This is a genomic window from Streptomyces sp. Inha503, assembly GCF_047215865.1.
Classification (GTDB): domain Bacteria; phylum Actinomycetota; class Actinomycetes; order Streptomycetales; family Streptomycetaceae; genus Streptomyces; species Streptomyces lycopersici.
In genome coordinates this window covers 2,253,159-2,265,423 of record NZ_CP178360.1, presented here as the reverse complement: position 1 = coordinate 2,265,423, position 12,265 = coordinate 2,253,159, and the positions used below count along the sequence as shown (strand labels likewise).

Genomic DNA, 12,265 nt, shown 5'->3' with positions numbered 1-12,265 from the left:
TGGTCGTGTCGTCGGCGTCCGTGGCGGCGAACAGCCCTTCGCGCGGTGACTTGTTGGCATATCTGGTCCATACCAAACCCTTGACAGGCTTTTCCTTCACTTCTTAACTCTCCGCACCTGTCATCACCTGTTTCTGGAAGGGAGAGTCATGGACTCCCCGCGCCTACCCCGGCGACTGCTGGTGTCCCTCGTCTCGGTCCTCGCCCTCGCGTCGCTGTCCACCGGACTGGCACAGGGCACCTCGGCCTCCGCGGCGAGCCCCGCCGCGAGGTCCACCGAGAGACCCGCCACGGCGGCCGCCGTCACCTTCTCCGACGAGTTCGACGGGCCCGCCGGCTCCGCCGTCAACGGCGGCAAGTGGCAGATCGAGACGGGGGACAACGTCAACAACCACGAGCGGCAGTACTACACGGCGGGCAACAGCAACGCCGCCCTCGACGGCCAGGGCCACCTGGTCATCACCGCCCGCCGCGAGAACCCCGGCAACTACCAGTGCTGGTACGGACGGTGCGAGTACACCTCCGCCCGGCTGAACACCTCCGGCAAGTTCACCACCACCTACGGCCGGGTCGAGGCCCGGATGAAGATCCCGCGCGGGCAGGGCATGTGGCCCGCCTTCTGGATGCTGGGCAATGACATCGGGCAGGTCGGCTGGCCCAACTCCGGTGAGATCGACATCATGGAGAACGTGGGCTTCGAGCCCTCCACGGTCCACGGCACCCTCCACGGCCCCGGGTACTCGGGCTCCGGTGGCATCGGCGCCGGGTACTCCCTGCCCGGCGGCCAGGCGTTCGCCGACGCGTACCACACCTTCGCCGTCGACTGGAGCCCCAACGCGATCAGCTGGTCCGTCGACGGCACCGTGTACCAGCGGCGCACCCCCGCCGACCTCGGCGGCCGCCAGTGGGTGTTCAACAAGCCCTTCTTCGTGATCCTCAACCTCGCGGTCGGCGGCTACTGGCCCGGGGACCCGGACGGCAGCACCTCCTTCCCCCAGCAGCTCCTCGTCGACTACGTCCGGGTCAGCACCGACGGCGGACAGCCGAGCGGCGGTGCCATCACCGGTGTCGGTGGCAAGTGTGTGGACGTGGCGGGTGCCGACAGCGCCAATGGCACGGCGGTGCAGCTCTACGACTGCAATGGAACCGCCGCGCAGCAGTGGACCGTTGGCTCCGACGGCACGATTCGTGCGTTGGGGAAGTGTCTGGATGTGGCATCGGGTGGTACGGCCGATGGCACTCTGGTCCAGCTGTGGGATTGCAATGGGAGTGCGGCGCAGCAGTGGGCGGTTCCGGCGGCGCGTGACATTGTGAATCCGCAGGCCAACAAGTGCCTGGATGCCACGGGCGGGAGTTCGGCCAATGGCACGCGGTTGCAGATCTGGACCTGCACCGGCGCCGCCAACCAGAAGTGGACGGTGACCAGATGAACGGCCGACCCCTGCGCGGCGGCTGACCCATGACTCGACGCACCATCCATTTCCCATAGGAACCTGAGCGACGAGATCCGGCGCCCGAGCCGTAGGGGTGCCGGATCTCGCAGGGCGTATCGGGGCAGCAACAGTTTACCCAGGTGAGGGACGCCGTTCAGGGGCGAGCCGGGCCGGGCCCGGCGGTCAGGGCCGGGGCGTTGAGCCGCAGAAGCGATGCCCGGCCGTCCCGCAGGCGCAGTTCGGTCAGGGCGCCGTTCTCCAGCCGGGGGAACACCTGGCGGTAGCGGGCGAGCGGAATGCCGAGCAACTGGCACAGGACCAGGCGGACGAGGGTGGAGTGGGCGACGACCAGGACCCGTCCCTCGGGCACCTCCCGCGCCATGTCCGTCAGACAGGCGATCGCGCGGTCGGCGGCCGCCGCCGGGTCCTCGCCACCGGGCAGGTGGTGGGCGACCGGATCGGCCAGGAACGCGGCCAGCTCCGCCGGGAACCGCTCCCGCATCTCCGCCCGGGTCAGCCCCTCGCCGCGCCCGAAGTCCACCTCGTACAGCCGCTCGTCGACGCGCGGGGTGAGGCCGAGCGCGGCCGCGGCGGGCTCGGCGGTGAGCCGGGCGCGGGACAGCGGTGAGCAGAGCACCGCGTCCAGCCGCCGGTCCGCGGCCCAGGCGCCGAGCTCGGCGGCCTGCTTGTGCCCGTGTTCGGTCAGTGGCACATCGGTACGGCCGGCGTAGCGGTTCTCCGCGTGCCACACGGTCTCCCCGTGCCGTACGAGGACGAAGTCGGTCACTGGTCGGCCTTTCTGCGGGCGTGGGCGGCCACCTCCGGCTCCAGCCAGCCCCGGCGGACCAGTTCGTCGACGAAGCCGAGGTAGACGGGGAGCAGCCGTGCGGTGCGGGCGGAGTCGGGGTGCAGTTCGACTCCGTCGCGCACCATCGCGGCGGCGGCCCGCTCCAGCGTGACGCCCGAGGCCGTGGCGGCGAGCACCGCCATGCCGACGGCGCTCTCGGCCTGCTCGGGCAGGGTCACGCTCCGGCCGAGCAGGTCGGCGCGCAGCCGCGACCAGTAGCGGTTGCGGGCGCCGCCGCCGGTCAGGCTCAGCGGGCCGGTCACGGGAGCGCCGATGTGCTCCAGGTGGTCGAGGCAGAGCCGCTCCACACAGGCCACGCCGAGCAGACAGGCGTGGAACTCCTCTGCCGCGCCGGAGGGTTCGCCCAGGACGAAGGGGCGCGCGTCGGGCGCCCGGAAGGGAAAGCGTTCGCCCCGCTCGCCGACGAGCGGATAGACGACCGCGGTGGAACCGGTCGCGGCGGCCGCTTCGGTGCGGGCGTCGAGGTCGGCGCCGGGAAAGCGCCGGGTCAGTACGCCCGCGCCGCTGCTGGAGGCGCCGCCGGGCAACCAGTTGCCGCCGGGCCCGCGGTGGCAGTAGACCACCCCGGCGGGGTCGTGCACCGGACGGGGGCTGGCGCCCTTGAGGACCAGAGTGGTGCCCAGCACCGAGTTCCAGGCCCCCGGGCCGAGCGCGCCCGCCCCGATCTGGGCAGCGCAGCCGTCGGTCATCCCCGCGACGATGGGGGTGCCGACGGGGATTCCGGTGCCGTCGGCGGCCCGCGCGCAGACCGTGCCGATCACCGTGCCCGGCCGTACGACCTCCGGCAGCAGGCCATCGGGGACGCCGAGGGCGGCCAGCTCCTCGGCGGGCCAGCGGTCGGCGAGCAGGTCGTAGCCGGTCTTCAGGGCGTGGCTGGTGTCGCCGGGGGTCTGTCGCCCGGCCAGCCGCCAGGTGATCAGGTCGGCCTGGTGCAGCAGCCGGGCCCCCGGCGGGACATCGGTGTGCCGGAGCAGCCACAGCAGTTTGGGCAGGGCCCAGGACGGCTGCATGGTGCGGTAGCCGAGCCTTTCCCAGACCGCCGCGCCGACGGTGTTGACGCGGTCGGCGTGGCCCGCGGCGCGCCCGTCGTCGTACATCAGGGCCGGGGTGAGGGGCGTTCCGGACCGGTCGGCGAGGAGGACGGTCCCGGAGGTGGCGTCCACCGCCACACCTCGCACCCGCCGGTCGTCGATGCCGCTCAGGGCCTCGCGGCAGGCGGCACCGGCCGCGGACCACCACTGCTCGGGGTCCTGTTCGTGGCGTACGCCGTCGCGGTGGCCGGTCAGGGGGCGGGACGCCGCGGCGAGCAGCTTCCCGGTGCCGTCCACGGCGACCGCGCGCACGCTCTGCGTACCGAGGTCCAGGCCGAGATGGACGGCGTCGGGGGAGAGGGCGTCAGACATACGAGGTTTCCGGACGGGGGTCGTGGGGGCGCTGAGCGGGGGTGCCGGTGGGCGGCCGGGCCGATGACGCGTCCGGTCCCCGGGATGGCGACCAGCCCAGGGACCGGGCCGCGTCCCGCCACGCCAGGTGTGCCGCGGCCAGCTCGTCGTAGAGCCCGGCCCGGTCCGGGTCCGGCGCCCAACTGGCTCCCCTACGTACGTACTTGGCGGCGGCCTCCTCCAAGCTCCGCTCGGCGCCGATGAGCACCAGACCGGTGAGGAAGGCGCCCTTCGCGCCCAGCTCGGTATCGGTGCCGCGCGCCGTCGGGACGCCGGTGGCGTCGGCGATGAGCTGACACCAGCGGTCGCTGCCCGCGCCTCCGCCGCACAGCCGCAGCTCGTGCACCTCGGTTCCGGAGGCCCGCAGGCAGTCCCGTACGACGAGGGACAGCCCCTCGAAGACCGCACGGGCCAGGTCGGCGCGGGTGTGGTCCAGTGACAGGCCCCAGAAGGTGCCGCGGGCCCGCCCGTCGAGGAACGGGGCGCGTTCCCCGGCGGGTGAGAGGTAGGGGAGGAAACCCAGCCCGGCGGCGCCGGGCGCGGACGCGGCGGCGAGGTCACCGAGCGCGGCGGGGCTCTCGACGGCCAGTGTCCGGCACGCCCAGTCCAGAACCTCGGTGCCCGAGAGGGTGGGAAGGGCGCGCAGCAGGCGGTCGTGGCGGCCGAAGGCGATGGTGATGCCGCACGGCTCGCCCGAGGTGTCCACGGATCGGCGCACCACCTCGGTGCACAGGGTGGTGCCGAGGATGGCACACGCCTGTCCGGGGTCGACGACCCCGGCGCCGCGGGCGGTGGCGGCGATGTCGTAAGGCGCCATCACGACGGGAAGGCCGGTGGCCAGGCCCAGTTCGGCCGCCGCGTGGTCGGTGAGCTCGGCGACGCACTCGTCGTGTCCGAGGACGCGCGGCAGCATCCGACGGGCCCACGCCAGGCCGAACAGGTCCACGATCGCCGGGTCGTACCCGCCCGTGGCGTGGTCGAGGAAGGGGGCCGACGCGTCGGAGGCGTCGATCGCGGTGACGCCGGTGAGCCTCAGGAACAGCCAGCCCGCCGCGGTCAGCGCGGTGTGCGAGCGCTCCAGGCGCGCCGGGTCGTGCTCGGCGAGCCAGGTGAGCACCGCGTTGGGCATGCCCGCGCAGGTGAGGGAGCCGTTGCGGCGGTACGCCTCCGCCAGGACGCCATCGGCCTGCCAGCGCGCGAGCAGATCACCGGCGCGCCCGTCGGACCAGAGGATGGCCGGGCCGGTGGGGCGGCCGTCGCCGTCGACCAGCCAGCAGCCGTCCCCCTGGGCGGTGAACGCGATCAGCCGCACCGCGTCATGCCCGGGTCCCAGCTGGGCGAGGGCGCCGCGCACGGTGGTGGCGACCCCGCGCCATACCGTGTCCATGTCCTGCTCGGCCCAGCCGGGGTGGGGTCGCAGCACCTCCGTACCGATGCGGGAGACCGCCACTTCCCTTCCCTCGGCGTCGAACACGACGGACTTGATGACCGACGTGCCGACGTCGACAGTGAGCACCGTCATGACCGGAATACCTGCCCCTCCACCACGGCCGGAGCAGCGGCGTACCAGTGGATCGCCGCCGCTTTCGAGGAACCGACGCCGCCGGCGGAACTGGGCGTCGGCAAAGCCAGGGAATCGCCGTGGGGAAGCCACGTCAATCGGGGCGCGGGATTATCCCGCGGCCGGTCCGTGGCGCCGTGCGATGTCCTGGGACACCGGCCCCGCACACGGGGAGGCGACGGCCCCCGGGCGTGTTACCTTCGCGTGAGTTTCACATCAGTTCGTCTCACGTCGGTCCGTCGCGGCACCGCGCCGTGGTGGTGCGGCGGGGATGAGGAGCCGCAGGCCATGAGCCGTACGGATGGGCAGGAGGAGCGGCGGCGCCGACTGCGCGAACTGGTCACGACCAAGGGCTTCGTCCGCACCTCGGACCTGGCGGCCGAGTTCGCCGTCAGTGTGATGACCATCCACCGCGACCTGGACGCCCTCCAGGCGCAGGGCTGGCTGCGCAAGGTGCGCGGCGGCGCGAGCTGTCTGCCGTCCACGCAGTTCCACGGCAGTGTCGGCGAGCGCATGGCGACGATGGCGCAGACCAAGCAGCGGCTGGCGCGGGCGGCCGCCGAGGAGCTGGCTCCCGGCCAGATCGTGGTGATCGACGACTCCACCACCTGCCTGGGGCTCACCGAGCACCTGCCCCACCACACACCGATCACGGTGATCACCAACTCGCTGCCCGCCATCACGGCCCTGGCCAGGGAGCCCGGCGCGGCGCTGGTGGCGCTCGGCGGCACCTACTTCCCGGCGTACGACGCGTTCATGGGACCCCACACCGCGCAGAGCGTGTCCGCCTTCCGCGCCGATGTGCTGTTCATGTCCACCACCGCCGTCACCGCGGGCCGCTGCTACCACATGTCACCCGAGACGGTGCAGGTCAAGCAGGCGATGATGGCCGCCGCGGCACGCCGGGTACTCCTCGTCGACCATACGAAGTTCGCCAACCAGGGGCTGTACGCCCTGGCTCCGCTCACCGACTTCGACCTGGTCGTGGTGGATGACGCGGCACCGGCCGGGGAGGTGCGCGGGCTGCGTGAGCGCGGCGTCGATGTGCGCGTCGTCCCTCGATGACGTCACGTGAACATCACGTCGACTTCACACGGTGCCCAGCCGGACTTGCCGGAGACGTCCAAGCTCTGACGCAGTGGGGCAGAGGATTTAGCCGAGGATCCGGCCCGTACGACACCTTGACACCCCAATACATCGGATGTTCTGACGCCGATGCGTCCTGGTAAAAGGGGCCGGCCAAAGGAGTCGCCATGGGTCGGATCACAACAGTGACGGTCAGGGACTTCGGTTTCCGTACGTATCGAGCGCACCGTGGAGCGGCCGCCGTACACACGGCGCCGTTCTTACTCGGTATCTGAGGTTCACCACACCCGTCACATCTTCTCGCCCCACCCCACTCGCCGTGGTCGGGGCTTTTCCACAGCAGTCGCAGCGGCATCCGCATGCGCATTCCATGCCCGCGTTCCGTGCCCGCGTTCCGTGCTGCCCGTGTACGGCCATCCGAGCACGCACATGAAGTGGACTCTGCTATGAAAAGACGACTCCTCGTCGGTGTCACCGCGGCGGCCGCCGCCTGGGGATTGCTGGTGGGATGTTCCTCCAGTTCCAGCACGTCCAACCAGTCGAAGGACAAACTCGTCTGGTCGATGTGGATCGCCGGCTCGTCCGACAAGGCGGCCTGGCAGCAGGTGGCGAATTCGGTCAGCGCCCAGGGCGGCCCGAAGGTCACGATCCAGGGCGCGCCCTTCAACGACTACTTCACCAAGCTCCGCACCCAGCTCAGCACCGGGAGCGCGCCGTGCGTGGTGAGCATCCAGAGTCTCCGCGCGGCGAATTACACCGATGTCCTGCGGCCGATCGACTCCTACGCCAAGAAGGGTGGGCTCGATCTTTCCGAGTTCGACACCACCGCCCTGAACGGAATGAAGGTCGACGGAAAGCTGTACGCCCTGCCGTATGACACCGGGCCCATGCTGCTCTTCTACAACAAGGACCTGTTCAAGCAGGTCGGTGCCGAGGAACCGAAGCCCGGCTGGACGCTCGCCGACTTCACGGCGGCCGCGGCGAAGTTCAAGGCGGCGGGAAAGACGATGTTCGCCTCGAGCGTCTCGGACATGAATCTCGAATCGATGATCCTCGGCTACAACGGCGGCCGGGTCATCAAGGCCGACGGAACGCTCGATCCGTCGAATCCCGCATTCGCCAAGGGGCTGGACTGGCTCGCCTCGCTCGTCAAGAACGGCACCGCCACCCAGGCCAGCGCGGACACCGACGCCCCCTCCAACAACTTCGTGTCCAAGAAAGTCGGCATGTATCTCGACGGTCCCTGGTCCCTGCTCGACCGGAAGGGCAAGGTGAATTTCCCGATCGGGGTCACGACCATACCCACCGGCCACACCTCCGGTCCGTCCACCTTCTCGGCGGGCTCCGGATTCGGCATCTCCAAACAGTGCGCCTACCCCGACCAGGCGTTCAAGGCCATCAAGACGATGACGAGCCAGAAGGTGCTCACCACGCTCGCGCGGCAGGGCCGGGCATTCCCCGGACGCACCGCCGCCCAGCAGGCGTGGTACGAGAACGCGCACATCGACGGCGTCGAGAGGGTCCTCAAGACGGCACAGAAGGCATCGACACCGCTGCCCGGCAACAAACAGAGCGACCAGCTCCAGCAGCTCTTCTCCCAATACGGAATCCAAGCCGTCAACGGACAGCAGTCGGGCGCCGAGACGATGAAGTCCATCGCGGGCCAGCTCGGGCAGTGACGGCCGTGACAACACAACAGGCCGCCCCGGCCGAGGAGGAGGTGATGACGGTGCCGGTGGCCGCCCCGGGCACCGCCATCGCGGTGGACGAGGAGCCCGAGGGGCGGCGCCCGGCCGAGGTCGGGCGCCGCTCGTGGTGGGGCGCGGCGTTCGCCGCCCCCCACTCGATCGGACTGGCGCTCTTCACCGTGGTCCCGATCGTCGCGTCGCTCGTCGTGAGCTTCATGAACTGGCCGATGATCGGCGGCCACACCTGGACCGGACTGGAGAACTACCGCCGGCTCTTCGACGATCCGGTCTTCTGGGTCGTGGTGCGCAACACGGCCGAGTACGTGATCCTCTATGTGCCGCTGAACCTCGTGGTCTCCCTCGGGCTCGCGGCCTGGCTGACACCCCGGATCAGACACCGGCACATCTTCCGGGTGCTGTTCTTCATCCCGACCATCACCCCGCTGGTGGCGAACGTCGTCGTCTGGCGGATGCTGTACCAGCCCGACGGCCTCATCGACGCCTCGCTCCAGTCCACCCTCGGTGAGCACGCCCCCAACTTCCTCGCCGACGACACCTGGGCGATGTTCGCGGTCGTGGCGATGAGCGTCTGGGCGGGCTTCGGCTACAACATGCTCATCTTCTCCGCCGCGCTCGACGCGGTGCCGGACAGCCAGATCGAGGCCGCCCAGCTCGACGGCGCGAACGCGTGGCGGACCTTCTGGCATGTGAAGTTCCCGGCCATCTCGCCGTCGATCTTCTTCGCCACCATGATGACCCTCATCACCTCCTTCCAGGTGTTCACCCAGCCGTTCCTGCTCACCAAGGGCGGCCCGGGGACGGAGACCGAAACCCTCGTCCAGTACATCTACAACACCGGCTTCCAGAACCAGCAGCTCGGGCTCGCCTCGGCGGGCGCCTGGGTGCTGTTCGTCATCATCCTCGGCATCACGGCGGTCCAGTTCCTCGGCCAGAAGCGATGGGTGCACTATGAGTAGCGGCGGTACGCGGACGACGGGTGCGGCACCGCGGATGCGGCACGCGATCGGCTATGTGATCCTGTGCCTCATCGCCCTGGCCTTCATGGCACCGCTCATCTACATGGTGGCCACGAGCCTCAAGCCCGAGTCGGAGACCTTCACCACCCCGCCGACCCTCTGGGGCTCCGCGCTCCGGTGGCAGAACTACACCGACGTCTTCAGCTATCTGCCGTTCGCCCGCTTCATCTTCAACGGTGTCCTCGTCGCCGCGGTCGGCACCGCCATCAACGTGACCGTCGCGGCGCTCAGCGGATACGCCTTCTCCCGGCTGCGTTGGCGCGGCCGGAACGTGGTGTTCCTGCTGTTCCTCGCGACCCTGATGATCCCGCAGGACGTCCTCGTCATCCCGATGTACGTGATGATGCAGAACCTCGGATGGGTGGACACCGTCCAGGCGCTCATCATCCCGTGGGCGTTCACCGCGCTCGGCGCGTTCCTGCTGCGCCAGTTCTTCCTGACCGTTCCCCAGGAGCTGGACGACGCGGCCCGGGTCGACGGCGCCGGGACCGTGCGCACCTTCCTCAGCGTGATGGTGCCCCTGGCCCGGCCCACCCTCGCCGTGCTCGCCGTCTTCACCTTCATCAGCTACTGGAACTCCTTCCTGTGGCCCCTCGTGATCGTCAACGACGTCAACGCGCGCGCCACCATCCCGCTCGGCCTCCAGGCGTTCTTCGGACAGCAGGGCAATGAGTGGAGCCTCGTCATGGCGGCCTCGGTGATCTCGATGCTGCCGACCGTGATCATCCTCGTCCTCCTCCAGAAGCACCTCGTGCGCGGCATCGTCACCAGCGGCCTGGGCGGCCGCTGACCCCTGTGTGCCCCCTCTTCTCCGGGAAAGGAATCTCCCTCGATGGCCATCCCCGCCTGGTTCACCGAGGACGTTTCGGCATGTTCATCCACTGGGGCCTGTACGCCCTGCCCGCCCGCCACGAGTGGGTGAAGAACCGCGAACGCATCACGGACGAGGACTACGACCGCTACTTCCGCCACTTCGAACCGGACCTCTTCGACCCCCGCGAGTGGGCGCGTTCCGCCAAGCGGGCCGGAATGAAGTACATGGTGCTCACGACCAAGCACCATGACGGCTTCTGCCTGTGGGACTCCAAGCTCACCGACTACACCTCGATGAACACCCCGATCGGCAAGGACCTCGTCGCCGAGTTCGTCGAGGCCGTGCGCGCCGAGGGGCTGCGCGTCGGCTTCTACCACTCGCTCATCGACTGGCACCACCCGGACTTCGTCATCGACGGCCTCCACCCGCGCCGTGACGACCCGCCGGAGGAGATCAAGCGGCTCAACGAGGGCCGCGACATGGCCCGTTACCGCGCCTATCTGCACGGTCAGGTGGAGGAGCTGCTGACCGGCTACGGCACCATCGACTACCTCTTCTACGACTTCTCGTACAAGGACGACGACCACCACGACGTGTGGAACGGCAAGGGCAAGGAGGAGTGGGGCTCGGAGGAACTCCTCGCGCTCACCCGCAGGTTGCAGCCCGAGATCATCGTCAACGACCGGCTCGCCATCCCCGGTGACCTCGTCACTCCCGAGCAGTACCAGCCCGACAGGCCCATGGAGGTCGACGGGCGGCCGGTGGTGTGGGAGGCGTGCCAGACCCTCAACGGCAGCTGGGGCTACGACCGCGACAACCTCAATGTGAAACCGGTCGACCTGCTGGTCCGGATGCTCGTTGACGGCGTCTCGAAGAACGGCAACATGCTGCTGAACGTCGGCCCGACCGGACGCGGAGACTTCGACACCACCGCCCTCGCCACGCTGGAGGGGATCGGTGCGTGGATGTCCCGCCACCAGCGCTCCATCCACGGCGCCGGACCCTCCCCGCACCGCGCCCCGGTCGACACCCGCTACACCCAGCGCGGCAACCGCCTCTATCTGCACCTCTTCACCTGGCCCTTCGGCCATGTCCATCTGCCGGACCTGGCGGGCAAGGTCGAGTACGCACAGCTCCTGCACGACGCGTCCGAGATCAAGTACCGCGAGATCGACCCGTCGATCAAGGCACAGAACACCGGCCTCGGCGGCCAGCCGCCCGGCACCCTGACCCTGACCCTGCCGGTCGTCCGCCCCGATGTGGCGGTACCGGTCGTGGAACTGTTCCTGCGCCAGGACACCTGACACTGGATCGGGGGCGCGCCCCCGGTGGCGCGAGGTCGGCGGGGCGCCGGTGGTGTGGGAGGTGGTGTGGGGGTGGTGTGGCGCCGTCAGACGGCCGCGGCGCCTCGCGGGTCGGTGCGGTGACGTACCTCCTCCGAGGACCCGGGGTCGTTCGGGCGGTCCAGGGAGCGCCACCACCGCGCCACCTCGGCGCCGGTGGCGAACCATACGTCCCGGCGCCGCCGCATGTACGCCAGGAACTCCTCCAGCACCCCGATCCGGCCCGGCTTGCCGATGCAGGACGGCTCCAGGGTGATCACACAGCACAGCCCGTAGCCGTGGTACGCGTCGAACTCGGCGCACCAGTCGTCCAGGGTCTGCCCGTATCCGGCGATCCGCACCTGACCGGCGGGGTAGGCCGGTCCGTAGTTGAACATGAAGCGGGGGAAGTCATTGAGCTCCCAGTGGGCCGGAACGTCCACCAGCGGGGTGGCGCCGGGGCCGGTGGCCGGGTGCAGCAGGGTCGGCCGGTCGTCGCCCCGGGCCAGGGAGGTCCAGGTGAAGCCCAGTTCGCCCAGCACCCCGGCGGTGTCGTCGCCGATCTCCGCGGAGGGCGGCCGGAAGCCGGTGGGCCGCCGCCCGGAGATGTCCTCGAGCACCCGCGCGGAACGCTCGATGGCGCGGCGCTGCCCTTCCGCGTCGAGGGTCGCGTAGTCCTCCAGGCCGTCGCCGCGGGAGGCGATCTCATGGCCGCGGGCGGCCACGTCCCGCACCGTCCGGGGGTAGCGCTCGGCCACCGTCGCCGGGATCATCCAGCTGGCGCGCACATCGGCCGCCTCGAGGGCGTCGAGCACCCGGGGAGCACCGCGCTTGGGACCGTACTCGCCCATGGACAGGGTCTTGGGCCGCTCGTGGCAGGACTCGTCCAGCCGCAGCCAGAACAGCTCCGCGTCGAGGTTGACCGTCACCACGACCGCGCACCGGGCACCGTCCGGCCAGGGCGGGTTCTCCTCCAGCCGGGGCCGCGCCTGCTCGCTCTCCACCGCGTTCTCCT

The 12,265-nt window shown here is 70.2% G+C and carries 10 protein-coding genes; 6 read left to right on the top strand and 4 right to left on the bottom strand.

Going from position 1 to position 12,265, the window contains the following annotated elements; genetic code table 11:
- Window positions 1-148: 148 nt before the first annotated feature.
- Entirely contained in the window at window positions 149-1,429 is a 1,281-nt protein-coding gene (locus tag ACJX2R_RS09325; RefSeq protein ID WP_413099643.1) for a ricin-type beta-trefoil lectin domain protein, read from the top strand.
- 157 nt (window positions 1,430-1,586) lie between these two features.
- On the opposite strand, the gene ACJX2R_RS09320 is transcribed toward ACJX2R_RS09325, so the two are convergent.
- Genes ACJX2R_RS09320 through ACJX2R_RS09310 form a run of 3 tightly spaced genes read right to left on the bottom strand, consistent with a single transcriptional unit; the run spans window position 1,587 to window position 5,264 of the window.
- Complete coding sequence (locus ACJX2R_RS09320; protein WP_413099642.1) at window positions 1,587-2,219, bottom strand: histidine phosphatase family protein; 633 nt, start codon at window positions 2,217-2,219, stop codon at window positions 1,587-1,589.
- Window positions 2,216-3,703, bottom strand: coding sequence for an FGGY-family carbohydrate kinase (locus ACJX2R_RS09315; RefSeq protein WP_413099641.1), 1,488 nt, complete (start codon window positions 3,701-3,703; stop codon window positions 2,216-2,218). The genes ACJX2R_RS09320 and ACJX2R_RS09315 overlap by 4 nt, the downstream gene beginning before the upstream one ends.
- Window positions 3,696-5,264, bottom strand: a complete 1,569-nt coding sequence (locus ACJX2R_RS09310) for an FGGY family carbohydrate kinase (protein WP_413099640.1) — start codon at window positions 5,262-5,264, stop codon at window positions 3,696-3,698. Before ACJX2R_RS09310 ends, ACJX2R_RS09315 begins: the two co-directional genes overlap by 8 nt.
- A gap of 327 nt (window positions 5,265-5,591) precedes the next feature.
- On the opposite strand from ACJX2R_RS09310, the gene ACJX2R_RS09305 reads away from it, so the two are divergent.
- From ACJX2R_RS09305 to ACJX2R_RS09285, 5 genes are all read left to right on the top strand, one after another.
- Entirely contained in the window at window positions 5,592-6,368 is a 777-nt protein-coding gene (locus tag ACJX2R_RS09305; RefSeq protein WP_413099639.1) for a DeoR/GlpR family DNA-binding transcription regulator, read from the top strand.
- A gap of 467 nt (window positions 6,369-6,835) precedes the next feature.
- The gene (locus ACJX2R_RS09300) at window positions 6,836-8,068 is read left to right on the top strand and encodes an ABC transporter substrate-binding protein (protein WP_413099638.1); all 1,233 of its coding nucleotides are present in this window, start codon (window positions 6,836-6,838) and stop codon (window positions 8,066-8,068) included.
- Between the two features lie 5 nt (window positions 8,069-8,073).
- The gene (locus ACJX2R_RS09295) at window positions 8,074-9,054 is read left to right on the top strand and encodes a carbohydrate ABC transporter permease (protein WP_413099637.1); all 981 of its coding nucleotides are present in this window, start codon (window positions 8,074-8,076) and stop codon (window positions 9,052-9,054) included.
- Window positions 9,055-9,088: 34 nt separating this feature from the next.
- Entirely contained in the window at window positions 9,089-9,904 is an 816-nt protein-coding gene (locus tag ACJX2R_RS09290; protein ID WP_413099636.1) for a carbohydrate ABC transporter permease, read from the top strand.
- Window positions 9,905-9,984: 80 nt separating this feature from the next.
- Window positions 9,985-11,232: an alpha-L-fucosidase gene (locus ACJX2R_RS09285; protein ID WP_413099635.1), complete on the top strand. Its 1,248-nt coding sequence runs from the start codon at window positions 9,985-9,987 to the stop codon at window positions 11,230-11,232.
- An 86-nt stretch (window positions 11,233-11,318) separates the two neighbouring features.
- Here the strand turns inward: ACJX2R_RS09285 and ACJX2R_RS09280 are convergent, their stop codons facing one another.
- Window positions 11,319-12,254: a polysaccharide deacetylase family protein gene (locus tag ACJX2R_RS09280; protein WP_413099634.1), complete on the bottom strand. Its 936-nt coding sequence runs from the start codon at window positions 12,252-12,254 to the stop codon at window positions 11,319-11,321.
- Window positions 12,255-12,265 lie beyond the last annotated feature (11 nt).